This window comes from Nocardia sp. bgisy118 (genome assembly GCF_057708605.1).
Genome location: NZ_JBYISM010000004.1, coordinates 265,978 through 291,148, shown reverse-complemented (window position 1 = coordinate 291,148; position 25,171 = coordinate 265,978). Strand labels below are relative to the sequence as shown.

The window sequence follows — 25,171 nt, the reverse complement described above, 5'->3', positions numbered from 1 at the left end:
CGAATGGGGACGTCGTGGAGTTCCGTCATCTCGCCGGGTTCGTCGCGGTCGCCGAGGAGTTGCACTTCGGCCGCGCGGCCGAGCGCCTGCACATGGCCCAGCCGCCGCTGAGCCAGCAGATCCGCGCGTTGGAGAAGGAACTCGGGGTCGCGCTGTTCGAGCGGAACACCCGCTCGGTGCGGCTCACCGCCGCGGGCGAGGTGCTGTTGCCGCACGCGCGCAAGGTGCTCGACGACCTCGAGCTGGCCAGGCGGGCGGCGGTCGCCTCCGGCCGCGGCGAGGTCGGCCGGGTCTCGATCGGCTTCGCGGGCGCCAGCAGCCACGAGTCGCTGCCGACGCTGACCAGGGCGGTGCGCGCGGCGCACCCCGGCATCGAGGTGCGCCTGCGCGGCCAGACCTACGCGGGCGCCGCGCTGAACCTCGTCGCGGCGCGCGAGCTGGATCTCGGCTTCGTCCGGCTGCCGGTGCGGCGCGAGGGCGTCGCTGTGCGGGTGATCCAGTACGAGCGGCTGGTCGCGGCGCTGCCCGCGGAGCATCCGCTCGCCGACGCCCCCGACATCGATGTCGCCGACCTCGCCGACGACGCCTTCGTCACCTTCCCCGGCACGCAGGGATCGAGCGTGCGCGACCACCTGGTGCGCACGGCGCTCGACGCCGGGTTCACACCGCGCATCGTGCAGGAGGCGCCGGACTCGTACACCATCCTCGACCTGGTCGCCGCCGGCGTCGGCGTGACGTTGACCGTCTCCTCGGTGCAGCACATCCACCGGTCCGGCATGGTCTACAAGGAATTGCGCGGCGATGTGCCCGCGCTCGCCTCCGCATTGGCCTGGCGGGCCGACAACACCTCGCGCGCGCTGGCCGCCGTGCTCGAGGTGGCCGAAGAGGTGCTGCCGACCCCGCCCGAGCCGACGGCGGGCGCGCGCTGAAACCCGTTACAGGCCCATGTCTTTGGCGATGATCATGCGCATCACCTCGCTGGTCCCGCCGTAGATCCGGTTGACGCGGTTGTCGGCGTAGAGCCGGGCGATCGGATACTCGGTGATGTAGCCGTAGCCGCCGTGCAGCTGGAGGCAGCGGTCGATCACGCGGGAGGCGGTCTCGGTGCAGAACAGCTTGGCCGAGGCGGCGTCGGCGGGGGTCAGCTCGCCGCGGTCGTGCGCGGCCAATGCCCGATCGACGACTGCTTCGGCTGCGTCCACCTCGGCGCGGCAGGCGGCCAGCTCGAACTTGGTGTTCTGGAAACTGGCCACCGGCTTGGCGAATACCAAACGGTCCCTGGTGTATTGGTGCGCGAAGCGCACGGCGGCCTTGGCCTGGGCGTAGGCGCCGACGGCGATGCTGAGCCGTTCCTGCGGCAGGTTCTGGCCCAGGTAGGAGAAGCCGCGGTGCTCCTCGCCGAGCAGATCCTCGACAGGCACCCGGACATCGGTGAAGGTCAGCTCGGCGGTGTCGGAGACCTTCAGGCCCAGCTTGTCCAGCTTGCGGCCGACGGAGTAGCCGGGCGAGGCGGTGTCCACCACGAGCAGAGACAGGCCGTAGCGGCGGTCCTCCGCCTTGGTCGGAGCGGTGCGCGCGCACACGATGACCCGGTCCGCGTGCACGCCGCCGGTGATGAAGGTCTTGGAGCCGTTGAGCACGTAGTGCGTGCCGTCCTCGGACAGGGTCGCGGTGGTGCGGATGCCCGCGAGATCCGAGCCGGTGCCCGGTTCGGTCATGGCGATGGCGAACATGATGTCGCCGCTGACGAATCCGGGCAGCCAGCGCTGCTTCTGCTCCTCGGTGGCCAGTGCTTTCAGGTACGGAAGGCACAGCGACACATGCACGCTGGAGCCGCCGAAGGACACCGCGGCGCGCGCGATCTCCTCGGTCAGGACCGCCTGGAAGGAGAACGACTCGATCCCGGCGCCGCCGTATTCGGTGGGGACCTCGATGCCGAACACGCCGAGTTCGCCGAGCTTGCGGTAGAAGTCGCGCGGCACGATGCCGTCGGCGTACCACTTGTCGTACTCCGGGACGACCTCGGATTCGATGAAGGACCGGACGGTCTCCCGGAACGCCTCGTGGTCGGCCTCGAAAACTGTTCTGCGCACGATGATTTCCTTCCTCGTCGGGCGGCGCCTGGCACCGCCGCGCAGGCCTGCCCGGTTGTGCGCCGGACAGGCCTGCGGGATCTTTTCTTGCGGTGTTACTTCGGGGGAGCCGGAACCGAGGGGTCCTTGCAGTAGGGCAGTTCCGCCGGGCAGGGGGCGATGATGGTGGAGAAGTACTGGAACGCCGAGAACAGCGCGATCGGACCGCCCACCGTGATCAGACCGACCATGGCGCCCACCGCGCCCAGCGTCGCTGCGCCGAGCACGCACCCGGCGATGGTGGCGCCGACCCAGGGGAGCAGCAGCGCGATCACCGGGCTGGCGACGGTGGCGCCCGCCGCTCCGCCCAGCAGGCAGCCGACGCCGCCGCCGAGCACCGCGCCGACGACGGCGCTCACCGCGGCGCTGATGGTCATCCGCTGGGCGAACACGCCGAGCGCGGATTGGTCACGCGGGGTGAAGGATTCAGCGACCTGCTTGGCCGCTTGATCCGTGCTGATGACCTCGTTCGGCGACACGGCGGCCACCGGCGTTCCGCCCTCGCGGGACGGCGTCAGGATCGCGCGGTCACCCTCGACCCGCGCCGCGATCGGGTACGCCATGGCGTCCATGCGGTAGGTGAGCGGCACGGCCGCGACCGGGGTGTCGTGCGTGTCGGTGACCACCAGCTGGTCCGCGACGACGCGCAACTTGCCGTCGCCGATGGTCACCACGGCGGAATCACCCTGGCGGGTGACCTCGTAGTGCACCGCAGCCTGTTCCTCGGCGGGCTGGGCGTTGGTGACGCCCGCGCCGCAGACACCGACGGCAACGGCCGCCATAGCTGCGGTCACGACGCTGTTTCGCAGTTTCATTGTTGATCCTCATCGATCGGTTTTCTTCGTGCTTGCCGACGACGCCGGAGTGCGCCGCGGCACGTAGTGGGGGAGTGTTACCTGCCGGTGTTGATGACGTCGCCGGTCAGCACCCAGTGGTCACCCTCGAACCTCTGGATGCGCAGGGACTCCATCGGGAAGGCGTCGCCTTCGCCGGTCTTCAGCGTGATGCCGGGCAGCAGCAGGTCGATGCCGACATCGTCCAGCGAGCGCATGGCGTCCCGAAGTCCCTCGCGGGTGGGGCATTTCGCGGCTTCCATCGTCTTGTGGAAGCTCTCGGCGGCCGACCAGCCGACCAGGGTGTACTGGTTGGTCGGGTCGGCGCCGGGCGCGTACTTGGCCAGCTTCTCCTGGTAGCCGCGCATCGCGGGGTCGCCGGCCCACTGCGGGTCGGACGGGTCCTTGGTGAACGCCGCCGACACCACGCCCTGGGCGTTCTCCAGGCCGACCGGCTTCAGCGTGCTGACGGTGTTCGCGACCTGGGTCAGGATGTGCAGCGGGTTCCACTCGGCGTTGCGACGCTCGGCGGCCAGCGCCTGCGAAGCGAACTTCGGTGTGGAGAAGTTCAGCAGCACATCGGCTTTCGAGCTGGCCAAATTGCGCACCTGCGGTTCCACGGTCGGGTCGGTGACTTCGTAGCTCTGCTCGGCCACCACCCGGACGCCGCTGCCCGCGACGGCCTCGGTGAAGCTGTTCAGCAGATCTTTGCCGAAGTCGTCGTTCTGGTAGAGCACCGCCACCGTCGCGTCGGCGCGCTGCTGCCTGACGTACTGCGCGAAGGCGCGGCCTTCGGCGCGGTAGCTGGGCTGCCAGCCGATGGTCCACGGATGCTTCTCGTCCGCACCCCACTTCGTCGCACCGCCCGCGACGAACACCTGCGGCACCGTGCGCTGGTTCAGGTAGTCCCACACCGCGGAGGAGGTGGGGGTGCCCAGCGTCTGGAAGACGGCGAACACCTGGTCCTGCTCCACCAGCCGCCGGGTTTCCTCGACGGTCTTCGGCGGCTGGTAGCCGTCGTCGCGAACCAGGTACTCGACGGTGCGGCCGCCGATGCCGCCGTGTTCGGCATTCAGGTAGTCGAAGTAGGCGCGGACGCCCTTGGGCAGTTCGCCGTATGCCGAGGCGGGTCCCGACAGCGGGTAGACCCCGCCCAGCTTGATGCTGCTGTCGGTGATGCCGGTGGTCTGCTGACCGCTGCACTCGCCCTGCCCGACGGTGCTGCCCGTATCGCCGCGGCCGCCGCAGCCGGAGACCGCGAGTAGGACGGCGGCCGCGACGCCGGCGGCGCGGATTGCCTTAGTACGCATTGTTCTTCCCTTTCCGAACGAGACGTTCGAGCCAGCGCGCCGTGCGGCCGAGGAGTCCGGCCAATCCGTTCGGCGCGAGGTACATGACCGCGATGATCAGCAGTCCGAAGATCACTCCCGGTGCGGCCTGGTTCAGGTCCTGGGCGAAGCTCGGGACGTACATCACGAACAGCCCGCCGAGGAGCGGTCCCCACAGGCCGCCGAGCCCGCCGACGACCAGTCCGGCCAGCAGCGTGATGGACAACCCGACGGCGAAGGAGTCCGGCGAGACGAACCCGATCACCCAGGTGTAGACGCAGCCCGCCGCTCCGGCGAGCATGGCGCCACACGCGAAGGCGAGCGTCTTGTAGAAGGCCAAGCACACGCCCATCACCTCGGCGGCGATCTCGTTGTCGCGGATCGCGTGCAGCGCACGGCCGACCCGCGACCGCAGCAACCCGGCCACCAGGAGGAAGCTGACGACGGTGACGAGCAGCGCCAGGAAGTACAGCCACTGATCCTCGGCCAGTTCGGTCCACGCGGGCGGCGCGGGTTTGGTCAGCGTGAGTCCCATGGAACCGCCGGTGAGCGACTCGAAACGCTTGAGCAGCGGCACCAGGAAGATCGCGATCGCGAGGGTGACCAGTGCCAGATACAGTCCGCGCAGCCGCAGCGCCGGGATGCCGAGGGCGAAGCCGAGCGCGAAGGCCACCGCCGCCGCGACCGGCAGCGTTGCGAAATACGGTGTGTCCCAACGGTCGAGCAGCACGGCGCTGGTGTACGCGCCGACGGCGAAGAACGCGCCGTGCCCCAGCGAGATCTGGCCGGTGTGCCCGACCAGCAGGTTCAAGCCGAGCAGTGCGACCGCGTAGATCATCGCGAGCGCCAGCTGGAAGGTGCGGAACGGCACCAGCTGGAACGGTGCGAGACAGGCGAGCAGGAGCAGTGCTCCGATCCCGAGCCACGACCAGTGCGGCAACGGAAGACGCCGCGACGCGGTGCGCGAGGGGGCTTCGGGCGTCGGAGTCACTTCCTCCGCCGCGAGTGCAGTGTGTTGAGTTCCCATGTCACTCATACCCGTTCCACCACCGCGTGACCGAAGAGACCCTGCGGCCGGAGCAGCAGGACGCCGAGGATGATCACCAGCGGCACGCCGATCTTGAGTTCGGTGCCGATGACGTCGAGATAAGCGCCGGTGAGGGTTTCGGCGACGCCGACGATCAGTCCGCCCGCCACCGCGCCGCCCGGGCTGTCGAAGCCGCCGAGCGTCGCCGCCGCGAAGGCGTAGATCAGCACGCCGCCCATCATGTTCGGCTCGAGGAACAGCAGCGGCGCCGACAGCACGCCGGACACCGCGCCGACCAGTGCGGCCAGGCCCCAGCCCAGCGCGAGCACCGTGCCCACTTTGATGCCGACCAAGCGCGCCGACTGCGGGTTGCAGGCGACCGCCCGCATCGCCAGGCCGATCTTGGTGTAGCGGAACAGCAAGTACAGCAGCCCCATCACCGCGGCGACCACCGCGAGCACGCCGATGCTGCCGTACCCGGCGGTGACCCCGCCTGCGCGGAAAGCGCCCTCCGGGAACGGGTTCGGGAAGGACTTGACCTGATAGGACCAGATCCAGCCCGCCGCGGCGTTGACGAAGAAGAACAGGCCGACGGTGACGATCACCAGCGTCAATTCCGGCGCGCCCTCGACGGGCCGGATGATCACGCGTTCGATCAGCATGCCGCCGAGGAACGACACCACCAGTGTGGCGGGCAGCGCCAGCCAGAACGGCAATCCGCTCTGGACGAACTGCCAGGCCAGGAAGGCCGAGAACATGGCGAGCTCGCCCTGTGCGAAATTGACGATGCCGGTGAACCGATAGATGAGCACGAGCGCGAGAGCGAGTCCGGCGTAGATCGCCCCGGTCGTGAGGCCTTCGATGAGTTGTTGCAGAAATCCGGCCACGGTCACACCCGATATCCGAGATAGGATTCGGCGACCTGCTTGTCGGCCTTGATCTGGGCCGCGGTGCCGGACAAGACGATTCGGCCCGTTTCCAGGACGTGCGCCCGGTGCGCGGTGCCGAGCGCGAGATGCGCGTTCTGCTCGACGACGATCACGGTGGTGCGCTCCTCTTCGTTGATGGTGTGCACGATCTGAAAAAGCTCCTGGGTGACCAGCGGCGAGAGGCCGAGCGATGGCTCGTCCAGCAACAGCAGCCGGGGCCGCGACATGAGCGCCCTGCCGATCGCCAGCATTTGCTGCTGACCGCCGGACAGTCCGCCCGCGGTCTCGCGCAGCTTGTCGCGCAGGATGGGGAAGAAGTCGAAGACCCGGCGCAGGTCGGCCTCGGTGCGGACGCGGTCGCGGTGCTGATAGGCGCCGAGGCGCAGGTTGTCCTCAACGGTCAGCGGCAGGAAGGTGCCGCGGCCCTCGGGCACGTGCGCGACGCCGAGGCGCGCGATCGCCTCGGGGGTGCGGCCGGTGATCTCGGCATCGTCGAGCCGGACCGCCCCGCGGACCCGGATCATCCCGCACAGCGCGCGCAACAAGGTGGTCTTGCCCGCGCCGTTGGGACCGAGGATCGCGCAGACCTCGCCGCGGGCCACCGAGAAGCTCAACCCGTGCAGCACCTTGGCGGCGCCATAGCCCGCGCGCAGGTCGGTGACGGTGAGGAACGCTTCGTCGCTCATGCCGCCGTCCCCAGGTAGGCCCGGATGACCGCCGGATCGCGTTGCACCGCTTCGGGTTCGCCCTCGGCGATGACCTTGCCGAACTCCAGGCAGATCACGCGGTCGCAGGTGCCCATCACGAATCCCATGTGGTGTTCGACGACGATCACCGTCAGGTCGAACTCGGCGCGCAGGGCGCGCAGGCGTTCGGCGAACACGTCGACCTCGCCGTGGCTGAGTCCATTGACCGGCTCGTCCAGCAGCAGCAGTCGCGGTCCGACGGCCAGTGCGCGCGCCAGTTCGATCCGCTTGAGCGTGCCGAACGGCAGTCCTTCGGCCGGATGGTCCGCGACGTCGGCGAGGTCCAAGCGCTCCAGCAGGGCGTCGACCTCGGCGCGCAGCCGCCGCTCCTCCCGGCGCACCCCCGGCAGGCGCAGGCTCGCGGAGACGAAACCGGCGCGGGCCCGGTGGTGGGCGCCGACCAGGACGTTGTCCCGGACCGACATGCGGGGGAACAGGCCGAGGTTCTGGAAGGTGCGGGCGATGCCGAGCCCGGCCAGCGCGTCGGGACGGACCGTCAGCAGGTCGTCGCCCCGGTAGCGCATGGCGCCTTCGGTGGGCTGGTAGCGCCTGGTCAGGCAGTTGAACAAGGTGGTCTTGCCCGCGCCGTTCGGACCGATCAGGCCGACCATCTCGCCCGGCGCCACGGCGAAGCCGACGTCGTGCAGGGCGGTGATGCCGCCGAAGCGAACGGTCAGGTGGGATATCTCGAGCATGCGTCCTCCGACCCGCGTCCGAGACGTGGGTGAAAAATTCCGAGCGGGTCGGCGCAGTCTTCGCAGACTGGCCTGTGGATCGTGGTCAGCGTAAAGACGCTGGTCAGGGCGCACATCGGACGCGGAGGCCCAATCTCGGCCGTCCGGTTTGTCCGGCGTGGACAGGGGTGGATGTCTCGTTCGGGCCGGTTGACACCCCCGACGAGGGCCGTGGAGTATGCCGGGTTATGTCAGCTGGATCACATTCGATCGGGGTTTCCGCACCGGTCCACGCCGAGCGCACGCGGATCGTCGGCAGCGTCTTCGAGCACGCGCACGACATCGCCGACGCGGGCATGTCCGCGATCCTGGCGCAGGTCCCCGGCTACGCGGCGCGCGACACCGCCTTCCACGCCGACGTGCACGACCAGCTGACCCGCCTGTGCCGGACCGGGCTCGGCGCGCTGCTGGACAAGCGCCGCGTCACAGCCGCCGACATCGCCTACGCCAGGCGGGCCGCGGCGCGCCGGGCGCAGTCGGGGCTGACGCTGGTCGACTACATCTCCGCGTTCCGGCTCGGACAGCAGGCGATCTGGAAATCGCTGGTCGCGCACGCGGGCGATTCGGAGGCCGGGCGCGACGCCGCGCTCTCGATGGTCGTTCCGCTCACCCGCTACTGCGATTTGATCAGCACCCAGGCGGCCAACGCCTACCTCGAATTCCAGCAGTACCTTTCCGCCGAGGCCGGTCGCGACAGCCGGGAGCTGGTCGAGTGCCTGCTGGACGGCGTCCTGCCCGACCGGGGTCCGCAGCTGGCCACCGCGCACGCGCACGGCCTCGGCACGGAGCGGAACACGGCCATGGTGGCGGTGACGGCGGTCGTGTTGCGGACGGCGGATCGCGGGCAGCCGGGTGATTCCGAAGCGGCGGCCAGGCACATCGCCTCGGCCGCGCTGGCGCGCACCGGGGTCAACGGGCTGCGCACCCTGTCTGTGGTGCGCGGGCCGGAGATCGTCGCGATTCCCGCGCTCGGTCGCGACGGCGCCGCCGACGAGCTGTGCGCGCGGTTGCGGCGGACCCGCGACAAACTGCACGCCGAGGGCATCACCCTGGCCATCGGCATCAGCACCGCGTTCACCGAGGTCGCCCAGCTACCGCGGGCCTACCAGCAGGCCCGCTCCGCGCTGGACCTGCTGCCCGAGGGCGGCGGCGTGCTGGCCCTGCCGCATCTGTCGCCGTTCCGATACCTCATGCTGCGCGCCGACGACACCGTCTGTCAGCTGGTGGATCCGCGGATCGCCGCCGCGCTGGCCGAGGACCGGATGCGGGGCGGGATGCTGGCCGACACCATCCGTGCCTTCGCCGCCGCCGACATGAACCTGCGCGAAGCCGCCGACGCGCTGCGCATCCATCACAACACCGCCAAGTACCGCCTGCGGCGGATCCAGGAACTCACCGGCCGCAACGTCCGCAGCGTGCACGATCTGGTCGAGTTGCTCGTCGCGATCGAGCTGCACGCCGCCCCGAAGTAACGCGCCAAAGAGAAACTTGCACCGCTAGTTTCACTGCTCTACGGTGGCAGAAACTTGCATCGTTAGTTTTGGAGGTGGCATGAACGCCACGCTGTCGTTGGCGAGCATTCTGGCCGAGCAGGCGCGCCGCCGCCCGGACCGGATCGCGTTGATCGAGGGCCCGCAGCGCATCACATTCGCCGAATTGTGGGCGCAGGCCCGCGAACAGGCCGGCGCTCTTGTCGAACTCGGGGTACGCCCCGGCGATCGCGTCGCGCTCATGTGCCCCAACACCGCCGAGTTCCCCCGCGCCTACTACGCCATCCTCGCCGCGGGCGCGGTGGTGATCCCGGTGCATCTGCTCCTGACGGCCGACGAGACCGCGCACGTGCTGCGCGACAGCGGGGCGACGCTGCTGGTGTGCCACGAGCAGTTCGCCGGTGTCGGGCAGGTTGCGGCGGCCGCGGCGGGCATCGGCTGTCACGATCCGAATACCCTTGTGGCGGAACCGATCGGCTCGTTCGTCTCGCGCGCACCTGGCGACCCGGCCGTGGTGTTCTACACCAGCGGCACCACAGGCAAGCCGAAGGGCGCCGAGCTCAGCCATCTGAACATGGTCATGAACGCGACGGTGAACGCCTTCGACGCGAACGATGTGCGGAGCGACGATGTGGCGCTCGGCGCGCTCCCGCTGTTCCATATCTTCGGCCAGACCGTCTCCATGAACTCCACCTGGCGCGCGGGCGCGACGCTGGTGTTGCAGCCCCGCTTCGACCCCGACGCGGCGATCCGGCTGATGCACGCCGAGGGCGTCAACACCTTTCACGGCGTGCCGACGATGTACGTCCGGTTGATCACCGCCGCCACGAAACTCGGTGCGCCGCACCTGCGTTTGTGCATCTCGGGCGGTGCGTCGCTGCCGCAGCCGGTGCTGGAGACCTTTCACGACCTGTTCGGCACCCGGATTCTGGAGGGATACGGGCTCTCGGAGACCTCGCCGACCGCCGCGGTGAACCAGCCGGACTTCGGTCCGCGCGCGGGCACCGTCGGGCACGCGGTGTGGGGCGTGGAGGTGGAGATCGCCGACCCCGGAGTGCCGGACGAGATCGTCCTGCTGCCCAGCGGAGAACTCGGCGAGATCGTGATCCGCGGGCACAACGTGTTCAACGGATACATCGGCAACCCGGGCGCCACCGCCCGCGCCGTGGTGCAGGGCTGGTTCCGGACCGGCGATCTCGGCGTGAAGGACGCCGACGGGTACGTGACCATCGCCGACCGGATCAAGGACATGATCATTCGCGGCGGCTTCAACGTGTACCCCAGCGAGGTGGAAGAGGCGCTGCTGTACCACCCCGCGGTCGAGGCGGTCGCGGTGATCGGCCTGCCCGACGAGACCTACGGCGAGGAGATCTGCGCGGTCGTCGTCGCAGGCGGACCGCTGACCGCGGAGGAGGTCGTCGCCTTCGGCCGCGAGCGCCTGGCCAAGCACAAATATCCGCGCCGCGTGGAGTTCGTCGACCAGTTGCCCCTCGGCCCGAGTCACAAGGTTCTCAAGCGCGAACTCGTGCGTCGCTACGGCTGAAACCCCCTGGTAGCCGGATGTCATCCGAAGGCATGTCCGTTACCGATCCGGGTAGGCGAGGAGCGGGTGGAGGATGACGCCGGAGAGGAGGTGTTCGCCGTGATGATGGACATGTTCGGGCAGCTGATCGAGATGCTGCGCGGATTGTGGACCGACATGTTCCCCGGCATGCCGATGATGATGTGACGCAGCGTCGAAGAAGGGGGTCCATGACGAAGAAGGGGGTTCATGACGGGTTGGCAGCCGAACCGCAGGGGGATCCCAGGGGGTTTCCAGCAACGGCCCCGGCGAGCAAGCGCAGGTAGACAGGTCCTTCGCCGCAACAGGTGAAAGTCGATCGGCTACCGGCCTATGCTTGGAGCACAACAAAGGAGGGCGGCCGGGGCCGCGGATCGTGGCTACGATCGCGCGACGCCGAGGATCGAAGGACAGGACCGGCCGCAGGCTGAGATCTTCAGACGAGCACAGTTCCACGCGGTTCTCGGGCGAATCGCACCGACCAGGTGACGCCGTTCGACGGCGCCGTTCGGTCGACAGGTGGGACACCATCCCGTTGGGAGGTTCTGCGATGTCGACGAAAATCGTTGTGCGGTCCGGCGTCGGGCGAACGCACCACCACATGCGCGACAAGCGGCGGCCTGGGGGACGCTCGGTGGCCATGCGCGGCAATTGCGTGGTGATGGTGGTGGACGGCGAACTGGATCTCGCCGGGCTTCCCGAACTGTGCGCCGCGCTCGACGCCATTCCCGAGCGTGGCTGTAGCGCGGTCGTAGTCGACTTCCGTGCCACTCGTTTCGTCGGGATACGCGCCGCCCTCGCGTTGGGGGAGTACAAGCGACAGCTCGCCGAACAGGGCATCGACCTGCGCCTGGTGTCGGGTCACGCCGAGATCGACCGGGTGCTCGACCTGGTCGGAGTGCGCGCGCTGTTCTGCTACTACGTCAGTTTGGACGAAGCACTCGGATCGTGAGTCGCCCGCGCTGAATCCCTCCGGGCGCATGCGCTTCGTTTTCTGGACAGCGTCCCGCCGCGACTTCGTTCTCTGTGTTGTGGGCTCCGATCACGCATTGACAGGCTTGACTTCGGTGGTCGAGCCGCGTCGTCGGCGCGGTGGTCGCCGACAGTCGATCCCGCGCGGCCCAACGCTCGGGCGTGCGAAGGAGTTGCCATGCTCGAGACGAGCTTGTGGGCGTCCGAGCCCACCGCCGCGCAGCCCGTCGAGCAGCCCACGGCGGCGGTGCGGGATCTGCATGCGGTTGTCCGGGAACTGGCCAAGGCCTTTCCCGCGGGTGTACTCGCCGGGCTCACCGTCCGCTCGGGTGGCGAGATCGGGGTCAGGGCGTGGTCGTCACCGCGGGCGAAGCTGGCCGAAGAAGCGCAGCTCATCAGCGAGTCCGCGCCGAATCGGCTGGCGCTGAACGAGGAATCCGCCGTGATCGTCGCCGATCTGGAGGCCGAGACCCGCTGGAGCGAGTGCCGTGCGCAGTTGCGGCTGCTCGGTCTGCGGTCGCTGCACTGCCGCAGGGTGCCGGGAGCGAACGGCCGGGTCGCGGTGCTCGCGCTCTACGCCGACCGGGTGAACGTCCTCGACGGAGACCTGGACGACGCGGTGGAGCGCGCCTGCCGCGAGATCGCGGCAATGCTGGACGGCGGCGCGTGACCCCTCAGTTGTGCAACGTCGTCTGCGGCGAGACGCCGTAGGTCTGGCGGTAGGTGCTCGCGAACCGGCCGGGATGCGCGAAACCCCAGTCGGCGGCGACGCTCGTGACGGTGTGCCCGCTGCCGGGCGCGGCCGCGAGCAATTGCTCGTGCGCGCCCGCCAACCGCACCATTCGCAGATACGCCATGGGCGTCGAGTCCAGGTGCCTGCGGAAGGCGAGCTGGACGGCACGGATCGTCACGTGCGCGCCCGCCGCGATGTCGGCCACGGTGATCGGCTCGGTGGCGTGCGCATCGATGTAGGCGATGGCGCGGCGCAGGGTGTCCGGGTGGGCATCCCTGCGATCGACGATGGTCGGATCCGGCGACGCGTTGTTCGGGAAGGCTTGCAGCACGCTCGCGGCTAGGCACTGATCGGCCGAGGCAGCGATGAGCGGCGATTCCCGCGCCTCGGGCACGGTGAGGACGTGCTGGTGCAGCCACCGGATCACCTGGCGCAATTGGGCGACCGCGGTGTCCGAGACCGGACGATGGTGCAGCAAGCGCACCGGCTCGGCGCCGCGGCCGGGGATCGCCGCGGCCACCTGGGCGAGCAGTTTCGGGTCGAACATGGTGAGCCGGTAGCGCGCCCGGCGCACCACGCCGGAATACGGTTCGTCCGGCGGCGCGATCAGCGCGAAGTCGCCGGGCACGAAGGTGTCGGTCGCGCCGTCGGCGAAGGTTTCCTCGATGGCGCCGCTTTCCATGTCGCACAGGCACACGCGCCCGAGCGGATCGGCACGGTAGGCCATGTCGAATCCCAGCTCCAGCTGGTCGACGCTGATCGTGCCGAGCACGTCACGGGCCAGCTGCGCGCGCGTCCGCTCCTGACTGCTGCCGATCCGCATCTTCGTGTAGGCCGCGTTCAGCATGGCTTCGGTCGCGGCGAGATCCTCGCTGTCGAAAACGAACGTGTCCATCGCTGCTCCGCCTCGGCCGTGCCCGCTGGGGGCGACTGCGTCGAATCATCGCCCGCAGCGGGTCGTCGCGCGATCGCACCGGGGTGAGACCCACCAATGTAGTCCGATTCTGGTGCGGCCGTGCCGAAGCGTGGACGGGTCGGCGGATGTGTCAGGGTTGCGGGTTGTCCGGTGGGGCCGGGCGCGGGAGTTTGGGGCGAGGGGTCAGGACGTCCTCGTCGGACGGTTCGGGATCGCGCCATTCGTCGGCGTGGTTCGACGGGCTGGCGTGCAATGCGCCGTGTAGCTCGCGGACGAGTTCGTCATCGCGCTTGGGTCCGTGCTTGCTGTTTCCGCGTTCCATCGTGTCCTCCTCTCGCGCTGGCCGATGGTGCCGCAGCGGTACTTCGCCGGTTACCCAGCGTCGCGGCAGCGAATCCGGCGGACCGGATCCCGGCGATCTAAGTCGTTCGAATTGATGGATTAAGCGAAGTCGCTTAACGTCGGTTCATGAACGACAGGTATTCACGAGCCGACCCGACGATCGAACACAGGACCCGGTATGGGTTTCAGTGAGGGACCGATCACCCAGATCGCGTGGGTGACCGCCGATATCGAGAAGGCGGAACGCTTCTTCGTCACGCATTTCGGCGTGCGGAAATGGACACGCATCCCCGGCGTCGAATTCGGCCCGCGCACGTGCACCTACCGGGACCGTCCCGCCGATTTCACCGCGCACATCGCGCTGTCGTATCTCGACGACATGCAGCTCGAATTGATCGAACCGGTACGCGGGGAGAGCATCTACGCCGACTTCCTCGCCCGCTGCGGTCCCGGCCTGCACCACGTGTGCTTCGAGCCGGACGACTTCGACGCCGCCGTGGACGCGGCTGCCCGCGACGGCCTCCCGGTGTTGCAGAGCGGCGACATGGGCGGGGACATGCGTTTCGCCTACATCGACGGCGCCTCCGAGGGCGTGCCGTATATAGAACTGGCCGCCATCGGAGACGGCATGCGCGCGTTCTTCGACGAGGTGAAGCGCTCGGCGTCCTGACTCAGAGCCGCCAGCCCGCGCGCACCGATCGGCGGCAGTGCGTCCGCTCGTCGCCGGCCGCGACGAACAGGGCGGTCAGCAGGGGAACGCCGTTCGCCAGGGTCGCGCGCGGGAGCGGGCCGGTGGCGACGAGCGAAGCGAGGCCGTGGCCTATGGTCCAGCTCTGGGTGGCCAGCTCCAGCGAGTCGACGCCGGATCGGAGGCGGCCCACGTCTTTCGCGCGGTCCACGGTGACCACCAGGCGATGCAGCGTCTCGTCGGCGGCGGCCGAATCCTCCAGTTCGAAGCCGGCGTCGAACATGACGCGATAGAGGTCGGGATTCTCCAGGGCGTTCACGACATAGGCGGCGCCGAGCGCCGCGAGATCCCGTACCGGATCCGATGTCTCGGCCACCTCGGCGAGGGTGGCCGAGAGTCGGGTGAAGCCCTCCTGCCGCAGCGCGCGCCACAGGCCGTCCATGCCGTCGAAATAGGTGTAGACGGCCATGGTCGACACGCTCGTGCCCGCCACCAACCCGCGCAAGGTGACCGGCTCCCGCCTGCGCAGCATCTGCGCGGCGCGCTCGAGCAGCATCGACCGCACGTGCGGATTCTTGGTGCGCGCCATGGCGCAACAATACATAGCATTGTTATGGTTTGGTCGGCCGCAGCCGCGGAACCGAACGACGTGGAGGAGTAGCCATGGCCGTGACGCTGGTCAATCCCGAGGGGTTGCCCAAACCCGAGGTGTACCGCCAGCTTTCGATCGCCCAGGGCAGCAGGCTGGTGTTCCTGGCCGGGCAGGTGGCCCGAGACGCCGAGGGCAACAAAGTGGGAGAGGGGGATTTCGCGGCGCAGGTCGAGCAGGCCTACCTCAATGTGGCCATCGCGCTCACCGAGATCGGCGGCTCGTTCGACGACGTCGCGAAGCTGACCATCTACGTGGTCGACTGGAATGAGGAGAAATACCCGCTGCTCGGCGAGGGCGTGGCGCGGGCGGCGGCGAAACTGGGTATCGACCCGGTCAAGCCGATCACGCTGCTCGGTGTCGCCGCGCTGGGCGAGCCCGACCTGATGGTCGAGGTCGAGGCGACCGCCGTCCTCGACTGACCCGCCGTGCGCGCCACATCGGCGCGCGCGTCCGGCAACATCGACCCCGGGCACTGTTTCGATCACGGCGAATCGGGAAATCCGCGGGCACCGGCTGCTCGTAGGGGGCGGCTAGGACCCGGAGGTGATGCCCATGACGCCTGCACGGTCGGGAACTGCGAGCTGGTCGCGCGGGACGGTGGCGTGGTTCGACGCGCCGAAAGGGTTCGGTTTCATCGAACCCGCGTCGGACCCACGCGCATTGGTGTACGTGGACTATTCGAGTATCGAGATGGTCGGCTATCGCACCCTCGTGGAGGGGCAGCCGGTCGCGTTCATCCGATCGCGGGAACGGCCCGAGGCCGTTGTCGTGCGTGTGCTGGCCGAGGGCGTCCGCAAAGGGCGAGTGGCGGCCTGAACGCGAGCGCTCGGACGGGCCGGCGGCAGTGGCCGGCCCGTCCGAGCGTTCGCGTGTGCGGTCAGGCTCGCGCTACCTGCGCGTTGCTGTAGCGCCGCCGGTATCCCGGCGGGCGGGCGCTGTCGAACAGCCGGTTCGACCGCTCGGTGACTCCGACGCCTCGGCGGCCGGGACGCGAACCCGGTCGCTGATTTCGATGCGGCCGACCAACTCTCGACATCGCCGTTCCCGTATTTCCCCTGGTAGCGGCTGTAGCGTCGGGGATAGCACTCGGCAATCGAGTGGCGAACCGGGCCGACACGCCGCGCTTGCGGGCGGGCTCCGATTAGCTCGATCATTGCCGTCGCTGCCCGTTATTCTGCGAGGCAATCGGTCGCCCAGCCGGTTCGACGCCGGTGCACCGCGGTGCCCGACGTGCCCGGGAGGATTGCTGTGGTCGAACGGCCGAGCGGAGACGGCGACCGGCATACGGTGCGCCCGCCGACATTCGGTGGATGGCTTCGGCAGCTGCGCGACGATCGCCGCATCTCCCGGGAGAAGCTCGCCACCGTCACCGGCATGAGCGCCAGCTACGTCACCCACCTGGAGAAGGGCGAGCGCGATCACCCGACGCGGTCGGTCGTCGAGGCGCTGGCCCGCTCGCTGGACGGCGTGTGTGCCCTGAGCCGAGCCGAGCGCAGGCATCTGTTCGATCTGGCGGGGCTGGCCGACACCGTGATTCCCACGGTGGCCCAGTTGCGCGCCGACATCACCCCGGCGATGCGGCGCGGGCTGGAGCTGCACGACCCCAATCCGGCGGGCTATGTCGACTCCCGCTGCAATCTGTTGGCCTGCAACGCCGTCGCCTCCGCCATGCTGCACGACCTGCCCGAGGGCGCCAATCTGCTGCACTGGATCTTCGGCGACCCGGTGGCCGAAGACGTCCTCGTCGACTGGGAACAAGCCGCGCGACTGTCGGTCGCGACGCTGCGGGCGCGCATGGGCCGCACACCGCCCGGCGAATGGTCGGCCGCGCTGCTCGACGAGCTCGGCAGGTATCCGGACTTCCGCCGCATGTGGGGCGACGGCGTGGTGGATTTCGCCGACGCCTCGGCGGTCCTGCGTCTGCGTGAGCGCGTGACCCGCCGGCCGATCGTCGTCGACTTCCAGATGTACGAGGTGGACACCGGAGGCTATCCGGGGTGGGTTCGCTTCTTCGTCGGCCTGCGCCGCGCGGCCTGACGGGCGGCGGACCGAGTCCGCCCGCGCACTGTGGGTGCGCGGGCGGAGCTACGCCAGTGGCGCTTTCCGGTGCGAGGCTGTCGGTCAGCTCGGCGTCGGCGGCTGGCCGACGGCGCGAGTCGGATCGATGACCGCGAACACCTCGCCCTGCTGTCCCCGGAGCACGCCCATCCTGCCGAAGGGACTGTCGTCGGGTCCCGCCAGCACGGCGGCGCCGAGCTCGGCCGCCTTGGCGAGCGCGGCGTCGGTGTCGTCCACCTGGAACCAGGCCAGCCAGTGCGGGGGCGCTTCGGTCTGCCGCCCCTTGGTGTCGTCGTTGATGCCGCCCGCGACGTCGCTGCCCGACGGCACGGTGAACGTCGAGTAGACGAAGTTCTGGCCGTCGCCGATCTCCTGGTAGGTGTAGCCGAACACCGAGGAGTAGAACTGCTGCGCCTGCTGGTAGCCGGGGGTGTGCAGCTCGTTCCAGCAGTACGCGCCGTGCTCGTTGTAGATCCGCGCGCCGGTGTGCTGCTTGGCTTCCCACACGCCGAAGGCCGCGCCGGTCGGGTCGGTGGCGACGAACATGCGGCCGACATCGAGCACGTCGAACGGCGGCATCAGGACGGTGCCGCCCGCGGCGGTCACCTTCTGCGCCACATCGTCGGCGCGATCGGCGGCGAAGTAAGTCGTCCACACCGAGGGCATCGCCATGTTCTCCGGCTTGGGTCCGATGCCCGCCGCCGCGGATCCGTTGCGCATCGCCATCAGATAACCACCCGCTTCCGGCGGGCCCTCGTCGATCTCCCAGCCGAACAGCGCTGAGTAGAACTCCTTGGCCCGAGCGGGGTCGTCGACCTGGCAGTCGACCCAGCACGGCGTGCCCTGCGGCCAAGCGGTGTCACGAGTAGGCATATCCGTTCCTCCTACTGATCGAAGATCAATGAGTGGATGTCAGCATTGCCTTGGCAACCGGTCAGTCACCCAGCGTAAACCGATCCGTCGCGCCGGCTGGCGCGAATGCCGGGGGAGGAATCGCCGGGAGCGGCCGGACTCTCGCCGCGAACCGAATCCATACCCAGCTGGATCAGGCAGGCAGCTCCAGGCCACGCGCCAGTACCGGCCAGGACAGCTTCAGCGCGTCGAGCCAGTAACCCCAGGAATGTGTTCCGGTCGGCGGGAAGTCGTAGGTCGCCGGGATGCCGAGCGAATTCAGCTTGGCTTGCAGATTGTGGCTGCAGTAGTTGACGCCCGCCTCGATCAGGCCGCCGAGGAGCACCTGGTTCGCCAGTCCGCCCACGCCGGGCAGCGCGAACGGGCCGTCGAGCGTCTCGTAAGGGCCGGGCAGCCCGCTGCCGCTGGAGATGAACAACTCCACCCCGCGCAATTTCTCGGCGTTCACGTACGGGTCGTTGGCCGCCCACATCGGATCGCCCTCCGGGCCGTACATGTTGTCGGTGTTGCCGCCGCCCCACACCCCGACGGACAGGTTGACGAACGAGTACCCGATCGGATCGCTGATCTGCGCGCATCCGCTGTAGGCCGCCGCCGCGCGAAAGAGACCGGGCGCCGCGATCGGCAGTTGCAGCACCGAGGTACCCGAAGTCGACAGTCCCGCAATCGCATTGAGACCGTTGGTGCCCAGCGCGCCGTCGATCAGCGGCGGCAGTTCCTGGGTGAAGAAGGTCTGCCATCTGTTCACACCGAGCTTCGGATCCGGCTCCCGCCAATCGGCGTAGTAGCTCCACGCGCCACCGATGGGCTGCACGACGTTGACGTCCTTGGTGCCGAGGAATTCCAGCGCCTGCGGTGTGCGGTGATCCCAGTTCGCGGTGCCCTCGCCGCCGTCCGCGCCGGAGAGCAGATACAGCGTCGGGCGCGGTACGGACGTGTCGGCCGGTCGCTGCACGGTGATGGTGACCGGCTTGTCCATGGCCGCGGAGTACACGCTCAGCGTCAGGTGCCGGTCGTCCACGACGGTGTAATCCACTATGCGCGAACCGCCCGCCGCCACCGGGTGCGCGAACAAGACGTGGTTCGCCGTGATCGGATCGGTGTTCTGGGCGTGCGCAGTGCCGGGGACGAGCGTGCCGACCGTCGCCGCGGCGACCGCCGCAAGCACGATCGCGGGCCTGCCGAGCGCTCGCCGCGCCATGGTGTACCTCCGTGACTCGTCGGTGGTCCGTCGCACACGTTCAGGCACACCGTACTGGCTATCGAGTAACCACTCGGCTATCTCCGCGCGGCGTGCCGCACCGTCTCAGTGCTCGGTGAGGCAGTCGACGAACAGAGCGGTGGCCGGTCGCGTGTCGTCGCGGCGCCACGCGACGGCCAGCTCGGCCGGATCGAGACCGTCCACCGGGCGATACACCAGGCCGGGCCGTCGATACAGGTCGGCGTTGCCCGCCGCGACCAAGGCGACGCCGAGCCCCGAGGCGATGGCCTCGAACGTCTCGTCCGCCCCGGTGGTTTCGGCGCCGATGCGGACCGGATGCCCGCCGCGTGCCTCGATCTCCAGCCAGTGATCGCGCAGCGACCCGGCTGCGCTCGGCAGCGCGACGAACGGTTCGTCGAGCAGATCGGTGAACGCGATCGTGGCGAGGTCGGCGAGGGGGTGACCCTCGGGCAGCATCACGCCGCGGGATTCGCGACGCAGGATTCGGGTGCTCAGCCCGTCGAGCGGGATGGGCAGCCAGACGATGCCGACATCACTGGAGGCGTCGGCGAGCCCGGCCGTCGGATCCGACCAGCCGACCAGGCGCAGCGAGACGGTCCAGTCCGGCGCGGTCGCGCGGAACCGGGTGATCGCGCGGCGCTGCAAGTCCCGTCCCACCGCGGTCTGCATGCCGACCACGAGGGTCCGCGGGCGGCCGATCGCCTGGGCGCGCGGGTAGGCGCGGTCCCATCGTTCGAGGATCTCGCGCGCGGCAGGCAGGAGTTCGGCGCCCTGCGCGGTGAGCGTGACGCCGCGCGGCGTGCGGTCGAAGAGGTCGAAGCCGAGGCGGCGTTCCAGTGCCCGGATCTGCTTGGACAGCGCGGGTTGCGAGACGAAGACGCGTGCCGCGGCCCTGGTGAAGTTGGCCTCCTCCGCCACCACGACGAGGTAGCGCAGGTCCCGCAGATCGACGTCCATAACGGTTGGTTATACCAACATGACTTGGACGGCGCGGTGCGTCGTCGGCGAGAGTGGTGTCATGACCAAGATCCCCGTGCGCCACCTCGGCGAAATCCCGGTATCCGCAGTCGGTTTCGGCGCAATGGTGCTCTCGCCGGGCATGTACGGAGCCGTCGACGACGACCGCGGCCGCACCGCGCTCCGGCACGCCTGCGACCAGGGCGCCACGCTCGTCGACACCAGCGACGGCTACGGCGCCGACGGCCACAACGAACAACTGATCGGTCGCGCGCTCCGCGGCCGCCGCGACGAGGTCACCGTCGCCACCAAGTTCGGCTTCCGCATCCCCGAAGGCGCCGCGGCGCACAAATTTCCGGTCGGCTTCGCGTTCGGCGAGCTGGCCGTCAACGCCGAGCCACGCTACGTGCGCGGCTACGCCGAGCAGAGCTTGCGCAATCTCGGCACCGACGTGATCGACCTGTACTACCCGCACTTCCCCGATCCCGAGGTGCCGATCGAGGACACCGCGGGCGCGGTCGGTGAGCTGGTGGCCGACGGCCTCGTGCGCTATCTCGGCCTGTCCAACGTCACCGCCGAGCAGTTGCGCCGCGCGCACGCCGCGCATCCGGTCCAGGCGGTGCAGGCGGAATGGTCCATGTGGCGTCCGGTCGATCCCGAATTGCTCGCGACCGCACGGGAATTGGGTGTCGGTGTGGTCGCGTGGAGCCCGTTGGGCGCCGGATTCCTCACCGGCACGGTGGATCGTGTCGGCGACGACGATTTCCGCGCCAATCTGCCCCGGTTCGACGCGGCCAATCTCGCCGCGAACAACGATTCCTACGCCGCGCTGCACGCGATCGCGACCGAGCTCGGCATCAGCCGGAGTCAGTTGGCGCTCGCCTGGCTGCTGCACCAGGATCCGCACGTGGTCCCGATTCCGGGCAGCCGCACTCCCTCCCATATCGAGGACAATCTGTTCGCGGCGAACATCGGCCTGCACGCCGATACGCTGCGTCGCGTCGACGAGGTCCTCGGCGGCGTGCAAGCGGTGGGTGCGACGCTGCTGGAGAACTGATCTCGGCAGAGCGGTCGATCTTCGTGGACCGCGCGCCCGCGGACATCTCGGTGGCGGTTCCGCGTCAGCGCGAGCGCGAACGCGCCGTCCATGATTCGATGGGACATCCTTATCCCCGTCGTGTCGGACCCGGCGCGCCGACTGGATTCGCGACGCGGCAAATCTATAGTTTTGCTGGCAACGACGCATCGACTATGAATGTGGGGTGTTGTTCACACTCGTGATCACTTGCCTGCCATCGGATCTCCACGGTCGGAGGTCGATTTGACCATAGAGCACCCCATCGAGGACGAGGTCACGCAGCTGGCGCGACGGGTCGAAAAGGCCCGCGGACGGCTTGCCTATCAGTTCGACCCGGCTCTGACCGAGGCGTTGTCCGAAGACGAACTACACGCCGAACGCGACCTCGCCGAGCGAATTCGCGAACAGGACCGTGGACAGCGGTGGAAAGAGGTACAGGCCGCCGCGGTCGCCTCCGACCGCGCCAGGCACACGGCGGAGGAAATCGCGAAGGCCGATATGCGAGATCTGTTGCTCGCCCGCAAGGCGATCGCCGCGCAGCGGCGCGAATCCAGTCCGCACGCGAAGCTCGCCTCGCTGTACCGACACCGCGCCTGGTCGCTGCGCGCGCTGGCCGGTGTGGTCGGTGCGGGCATGCTGTGGTCCGCGGTCAACGTGCAGCACAATATCGCGCCGGGCGGAGCGAAGGATCCGCTCTACTGGTTCAGTTATCTGCTGGAAGGGATGATCAGCGTCTGTCTGATCATCATCATGATCGGCACCAACAAGGTGGCCGAGTGGGGCGTCATCGACAACCGGCGTCAGGTCGCCGCCGCCGAGATGGCGCTGCTGACACTGACCGTCGGTCTCAACACCTACCCGTACCTGCGGGGCGGCCAGTGGTACGAGGTGGCCGTGCACGCGATCGCCCCGGTGATGATCGGTGTGGCTCTGCTGATTCACGACGCCGCCAGCGCGCGGTACGGCCTCGCCATCCATCGGGCCACCGAACAGGTCCGCGAACTGCCCGATCCGGCCGAGCAGATTCGGCGCAGCTTGCCCGCGGTCGTCAATCTGCGGGCGGCTGCGGCGGCCGCGGCAGCGGGTGCTCCCGTGGTGCACGTCGCCGAGCGGGAGATCGTCGAGGAGCAGTACGCGCAGCCCGAGGTCGACGTCGAGCAGATCGTGCCCGATGTCGAGGACGCCTTCGCCGAAGCCCCGCGGGCCGCGAGCGGCAACGGGAAGGTATCGGTCAACGGGGTGGCAGCCCCGGCCCTGACCCCGAAGAAGCCCGAGCCGAAGAAGGTCGAAAAGCCCGCCGCGGCAGCGAAGGTGACCAAGCCGGTGGCCGAGCCCACCCCGGCGCGGACGCCGGAGCCGGTGGCCGCCAAGGTGGTCGTCCGGCAGACTCCGCCGCCGCCGACCAAGCCGATCGAGATCGACAAGCCGGCCGCGGCGCGCCCGGTCAAGGAGAAGGCGAGCGCGAAGGAGCGCAACGCGGCGCCGCCGGATCCGGACGGCGCCCTCCACGAGGTGGTTCGCTCGTCGGGCATCTACGACACCGGCCAGTTCCGCATCGCCGAGGCGCTCGAACAGGAGCTCGCCGAGATGCAGGAGGCACGGCGGCGGGCGCGCGCAACCGCCAGGCGCTCGGCGCTCAGCTCGGACTAGCGGCGGGGGTGAGCGAGCGGCGCAGCTTCTCGTCGAGTTCGTCGCGATAGAACTCGAGGAAGCCGTCCGGGTCCGGTCCGGCGTTCTGGAGGACGAGATGGTCGAATCCGGCGTCGGTGTAGGCACGGACGGCTTCGACGTAGCGCTCCGGATCGGAGCCGCAGGTGAAGTGGTCGCGAATGTCCTCTTCGCGCACGGTGGCGCTGGCGGCGGCGAAGTTGACCGGATTGGGTAGTTCGCTCATGACCTTCCAGCCGGACAGCGCCCAGCGGGTCGTCTCCAGCGCGGCCTGCGCGCCGGTGTGCTCGTCGGGGGCCCAGGCCAGCGGCACCTCGGCGTAGCGCGGCCCCGTGCCGCCGTTCTCGCGGTAGTGCCGGACGATCCCGGGGTCGGCGGTGGTCGCGAAAAGGCCGTCGCCGAGTTCGGCCGCGAGCTTGGCGGACGACGAGCCGCCCGCCGCGACCGCGATCCGCGGCGGCTCGTCGGGCAGATCGAAGATCCGCGCGTCCGAGAGATGCAGGTACTGGCCCTCGTAGGACCGATAGCCGCCGCTCCAGAGCAGCCGGATGATGTCGAGCGCCTCGCGCAGCATGTCGTGGCGCACCCGCACCGAGTCGGGGAACTCCAGGCCGACGATGTGCTCGTTGAGCCGTTCGCCCGAACCGACGCCGAGGGTGAAGCGTCCGTCGGACACCAGCGCCATGGTGGCGGCGGCCTGCGCCACGATCGCCGGGTGGTAACGCAGGATCGGACAGGTCACGCCGGTGGCCATGCCGATGCGGTCGGTCCGCGCCGCGATGGCGCCGAGCACCGTCCAGGCGAACGGGGAGTGGCCCTGATTGTCGAGCCAGGGGTGGAAGTGGTCGCTGATCTCGACGAAATCGAAGCCGGCGCGCTCGGCCTGCACGGCCTGGCGGATCAGCTCGGCGGGGCCGAATCCCTCTGCCGCCAGCTTGTATCCGATCTGCATCGCTGCCTCCTCGGCTCGGTGGTGTCGCTGGTGGACCACCGACCGCCTACCCTCGTCCGCTTTCGGCAAACGAAGCGCCGAGGTCAGCGGGGGCGAACGTGATCTAGGTTTGTCCCGCCCGCAGCCGGGTAGATCCGCATCATCGCAGGTAACAGCAGTTCCGCCGGGAGGTCCGATGGCCACAACGGAAACCGGCGCGTGGCCCACCGGACAGTGGAGGGCCACGTGATCGGCTACTACATCCACCATCACGGCTCGGGTCATCTGCTCCGCGCTCGCCGTATCCGCGCCTGCCTCGCCCAGCCGGTGACCGCGCTGTCCGCGCTGACCTTGTCCGGCGACGAGGTCTTCGACGACGTCGTCCACCTGCCCGCCGACAACCCCGCCGCGGTGCCCGCCGACCCCACTGCCGCCGGGGTTCTGCACTGGGCACCCCGCCACGACCGGGGGCTCGTCGAGCGGATGGCGACGATCGCGGCGTGGCTCGCCGACACCCGGCCGGATGCGGTGGTGGTGGACGCGTCCGTCGAGGTCGCGCTGCTGGCCCGGCTGCACGGCGTGCCTGTCGTCTGCATGGCGCTGCCCGGCGCCCGCGGTGATCCCGCCCACCAGCTGATGTACCGCGTCGCCGACCGGTTGATCGCCGGGTGGACGCGCGATCTCTACGATCCGCTGTGGCTGCGCCCCTACGCGGACAAGACCCGCTATGTCGGCGGCATCACCCGATTCGACGGCCGCCCCCCGGCGTTCCCGCCACCCGACGGGCGGCCGACCGTGCTGGTCGTCGGCGGTGCGTGCGGCGGGGCGTTCACCGCGGCGAAGGTGCGCGCCTGCGCCCTGCGGCACCACGAATACCATTGGCGCAGTGTCGGATTGGGTGATCTGGTGGACGATCCGTGGCCGGAGCTGTGCCGGGCCGACGTTATCGTGACGCACGCGGGGCAGGGCGCGGTCGCCGATGTCGCCGCCGCCGCCAAACCCGCCGTCGTGGTGCCCGCGCCGCGCCCGTTCGGCGAACAGGAAGCCATTGCGCACACGCTCGCCTCGGCCGGGATGGCGATCACGGTGGACGGCTGGCCGGATCTCGACGACTGGCCCGCCCTGCTGGCACGGGCGCGCGACCTGGACACCGGCCGCTGGCGTGCGTGGCAGACGCGTGGCGCGGCCGTGCGGGCCGCCACGACGATCGCCGAAGTCGCCGCCGAGCGGCTGCGCTGCGTCTCGTGACAACCGCTGCGTCT

Annotated in this window: 26 protein-coding genes; 12 read left to right on the top strand and 14 right to left on the bottom strand. The window is 69.3% G+C overall.

The genetic code is table 11. The annotated features are described in order from the left end of the window. Positions 1 to 14 precede the first annotated feature (14 nt). The gene (locus tag AC3EO7_RS07130; protein WP_431969641.1) at positions 15 to 929 is read left to right on the top strand and encodes a LysR substrate-binding domain-containing protein; all 915 of its coding nucleotides are present in this window, start codon (positions 15 to 17) and stop codon (positions 927 to 929) included. Positions 930 to 935: 6 nt separating this feature from the next. On the opposite strand, the gene AC3EO7_RS07125 is transcribed toward AC3EO7_RS07130, so the two are convergent. The 7 genes from AC3EO7_RS07125 to AC3EO7_RS07095 all read right to left on the bottom strand — a co-directional run bounded on the left by AC3EO7_RS07125 (position 936) and on the right by AC3EO7_RS07095 (position 7,690). Then, positions 936 to 2,093, bottom strand: coding sequence for an acyl-CoA dehydrogenase family protein (locus AC3EO7_RS07125; protein WP_431969642.1), 1,158 nt, complete (start codon positions 2,091 to 2,093; stop codon positions 936 to 938). A gap of 95 nt (positions 2,094 to 2,188) precedes the next feature. Continuing rightward, positions 2,189 to 2,947, bottom strand: coding sequence for a DUF8020 domain-containing protein (locus tag AC3EO7_RS07120; protein WP_435590746.1), 759 nt, complete (start codon positions 2,945 to 2,947; stop codon positions 2,189 to 2,191). 77 nt (positions 2,948 to 3,024) lie between these two features. Next, positions 3,025 to 4,275 carry an ABC transporter substrate-binding protein gene (locus AC3EO7_RS07115; RefSeq protein WP_435590745.1) on the bottom strand — a complete coding sequence of 417 codons (1,251 nt, stop codon included), beginning with the start codon at positions 4,273 to 4,275 and terminating at the stop codon, positions 3,025 to 3,027. After that, a complete protein-coding gene (locus AC3EO7_RS07110) occupies positions 4,265 to 5,329 on the bottom strand; it encodes a branched-chain amino acid ABC transporter permease (RefSeq protein ID WP_435590744.1) in 1,065 nt (354 codons plus the stop codon). The genes AC3EO7_RS07115 and AC3EO7_RS07110 overlap by 11 nt, the downstream gene beginning before the upstream one ends. Further along, the gene (locus AC3EO7_RS07105; RefSeq protein ID WP_431969646.1) at positions 5,326 to 6,213 is read right to left on the bottom strand and encodes a branched-chain amino acid ABC transporter permease; all 888 of its coding nucleotides are present in this window, start codon (positions 6,211 to 6,213) and stop codon (positions 5,326 to 5,328) included. The genes AC3EO7_RS07110 and AC3EO7_RS07105 overlap by 4 nt, the downstream gene beginning before the upstream one ends. Beyond that, positions 6,210 to 6,935 (bottom strand): ABC transporter ATP-binding protein, encoded by a 726-nt coding sequence (locus AC3EO7_RS07100; protein WP_431969647.1) that lies wholly within the window; start codon positions 6,933 to 6,935, stop codon positions 6,210 to 6,212. The genes AC3EO7_RS07105 and AC3EO7_RS07100 overlap by 4 nt, the downstream gene beginning before the upstream one ends. Further along, positions 6,932 to 7,690, bottom strand: a complete 759-nt coding sequence (locus AC3EO7_RS07095; protein ID WP_431969648.1) for an ABC transporter ATP-binding protein — start codon at positions 7,688 to 7,690, stop codon at positions 6,932 to 6,934. The genes AC3EO7_RS07100 and AC3EO7_RS07095 overlap by 4 nt, the downstream gene beginning before the upstream one ends. Before the next feature lie 227 nt (positions 7,691 to 7,917). On the opposite strand from AC3EO7_RS07095, the gene AC3EO7_RS07090 reads away from it, so the two are divergent. From AC3EO7_RS07090 to AC3EO7_RS07075, 4 genes are all read left to right on the top strand, one after another. Then, positions 7,918 to 9,201: a PucR family transcriptional regulator gene (locus AC3EO7_RS07090; RefSeq protein WP_435590743.1), complete on the top strand. Its 1,284-nt coding sequence runs from the start codon at positions 7,918 to 7,920 to the stop codon at positions 9,199 to 9,201. A 79-nt stretch (positions 9,202 to 9,280) separates the two neighbouring features. Next, positions 9,281 to 10,762, top strand: coding sequence for a long-chain-fatty-acid--CoA ligase (locus tag AC3EO7_RS07085; RefSeq protein ID WP_435590742.1), 1,482 nt, complete (start codon positions 9,281 to 9,283; stop codon positions 10,760 to 10,762). 568 nt (positions 10,763 to 11,330) lie between these two features. Then, on the top strand, positions 11,331 to 11,732 hold the full coding sequence (locus tag AC3EO7_RS07080; RefSeq protein ID WP_431969651.1) for an STAS domain-containing protein: 402 nt from the start codon (positions 11,331 to 11,333) through the stop codon (positions 11,730 to 11,732). Between the two features lie 198 nt (positions 11,733 to 11,930). Beyond that, on the top strand, positions 11,931 to 12,422 hold the full coding sequence (locus AC3EO7_RS07075) for a hypothetical protein (RefSeq protein ID WP_431969652.1): 492 nt from the start codon (positions 11,931 to 11,933) through the stop codon (positions 12,420 to 12,422). 4 nt (positions 12,423 to 12,426) lie between these two features. Here AC3EO7_RS07075 and AC3EO7_RS07070 read toward each other — a convergent pair whose 3' ends face one another. Then, positions 12,427 to 13,380, bottom strand: a complete 954-nt coding sequence (locus AC3EO7_RS07070; RefSeq protein WP_431969653.1) for a helix-turn-helix transcriptional regulator — start codon at positions 13,378 to 13,380, stop codon at positions 12,427 to 12,429. Between the two features lie 151 nt (positions 13,381 to 13,531). Then, the gene (locus AC3EO7_RS07065; RefSeq protein WP_431969654.1) at positions 13,532 to 13,723 is read right to left on the bottom strand and encodes a hypothetical protein; all 192 of its coding nucleotides are present in this window, start codon (positions 13,721 to 13,723) and stop codon (positions 13,532 to 13,534) included. 198 nt (positions 13,724 to 13,921) lie between these two features. Between AC3EO7_RS07065 and AC3EO7_RS07060 the strand changes: the two genes are divergently transcribed. After that, the gene (locus AC3EO7_RS07060; protein WP_431969655.1) at positions 13,922 to 14,413 is read left to right on the top strand and encodes a VOC family protein; all 492 of its coding nucleotides are present in this window, start codon (positions 13,922 to 13,924) and stop codon (positions 14,411 to 14,413) included. Position 14,414: 1 nt separating this feature from the next. Here the strand turns inward: AC3EO7_RS07060 and AC3EO7_RS07055 are convergent, their stop codons facing one another. Continuing rightward, positions 14,415 to 15,020 (bottom strand): TetR/AcrR family transcriptional regulator, encoded by a 606-nt coding sequence (locus AC3EO7_RS07055; RefSeq protein ID WP_435590741.1) that lies wholly within the window; start codon positions 15,018 to 15,020, stop codon positions 14,415 to 14,417. Positions 15,021 to 15,094: 74 nt separating this feature from the next. Here AC3EO7_RS07055 and AC3EO7_RS07050 point away from each other — a divergent pair, with 74 nt between their 5' ends. The 3 genes from AC3EO7_RS07050 (at position 15,095) to AC3EO7_RS07040 (ending at position 17,120) form a co-directional block, all read left to right on the top strand. Further along, entirely contained in the window at positions 15,095 to 15,502 is a 408-nt protein-coding gene (locus AC3EO7_RS07050) for a RidA family protein (RefSeq protein WP_431969657.1), read from the top strand. A gap of 133 nt (positions 15,503 to 15,635) precedes the next feature. Further along, positions 15,636 to 15,899: a cold shock domain-containing protein gene (locus AC3EO7_RS07045; protein ID WP_431969658.1), complete on the top strand. Its 264-nt coding sequence runs from the start codon at positions 15,636 to 15,638 to the stop codon at positions 15,897 to 15,899. Between the two features lie 432 nt (positions 15,900 to 16,331). Next, complete coding sequence (locus AC3EO7_RS07040; protein WP_431969659.1) at positions 16,332 to 17,120, top strand: helix-turn-helix transcriptional regulator; 789 nt, start codon at positions 16,332 to 16,334, stop codon at positions 17,118 to 17,120. 84 nt (positions 17,121 to 17,204) lie between these two features. On the opposite strand, the gene AC3EO7_RS07035 is transcribed toward AC3EO7_RS07040, so the two are convergent. From AC3EO7_RS07035 to AC3EO7_RS07025, 3 genes are all read right to left on the bottom strand, one after another. Beyond that, positions 17,205 to 18,014, bottom strand: coding sequence for a VOC family protein (locus AC3EO7_RS07035; protein ID WP_431969660.1), 810 nt, complete (start codon positions 18,012 to 18,014; stop codon positions 17,205 to 17,207). Between the two features lie 172 nt (positions 18,015 to 18,186). Next, positions 18,187 to 19,254 carry an alpha/beta hydrolase gene (locus tag AC3EO7_RS07030; RefSeq protein WP_435590740.1) on the bottom strand — a complete coding sequence of 356 codons (1,068 nt, stop codon included), beginning with the start codon at positions 19,252 to 19,254 and terminating at the stop codon, positions 18,187 to 18,189. 105 nt (positions 19,255 to 19,359) lie between these two features. Beyond that, positions 19,360 to 20,232 (bottom strand): LysR family transcriptional regulator, encoded by an 873-nt coding sequence (locus AC3EO7_RS07025; RefSeq protein ID WP_435590739.1) that lies wholly within the window; start codon positions 20,230 to 20,232, stop codon positions 19,360 to 19,362. Between the two features lie 61 nt (positions 20,233 to 20,293). Between AC3EO7_RS07025 and AC3EO7_RS07020 the strand changes: the two genes are divergently transcribed. Both AC3EO7_RS07020 and AC3EO7_RS07015 read left to right on the top strand, forming a co-directional pair. Beyond that, positions 20,294 to 21,289: an aldo/keto reductase gene (locus AC3EO7_RS07020; RefSeq protein WP_435590738.1), complete on the top strand. Its 996-nt coding sequence runs from the start codon at positions 20,294 to 20,296 to the stop codon at positions 21,287 to 21,289. 264 nt (positions 21,290 to 21,553) lie between these two features. Next, positions 21,554 to 22,960, top strand: coding sequence for a hypothetical protein (locus AC3EO7_RS07015; protein WP_435590737.1), 1,407 nt, complete (start codon positions 21,554 to 21,556; stop codon positions 22,958 to 22,960). Here the strand turns inward: AC3EO7_RS07015 and AC3EO7_RS07010 are convergent. After that, entirely contained in the window at positions 22,947 to 23,930 is a 984-nt protein-coding gene (locus AC3EO7_RS07010) for a TIGR03557 family F420-dependent LLM class oxidoreductase (protein WP_431969665.1), read from the bottom strand. The two genes, AC3EO7_RS07015 and AC3EO7_RS07010, sit on opposite strands and share 14 nt — an antisense overlap. A 225-nt stretch (positions 23,931 to 24,155) precedes the next feature. On the opposite strand from AC3EO7_RS07010, the gene AC3EO7_RS07005 reads away from it, so the two are divergent. After that, entirely contained in the window at positions 24,156 to 25,157 is a 1,002-nt protein-coding gene (locus AC3EO7_RS07005; RefSeq protein ID WP_435590822.1) for a glycosyltransferase, read from the top strand. Positions 25,158 to 25,171 lie beyond the last annotated feature (14 nt).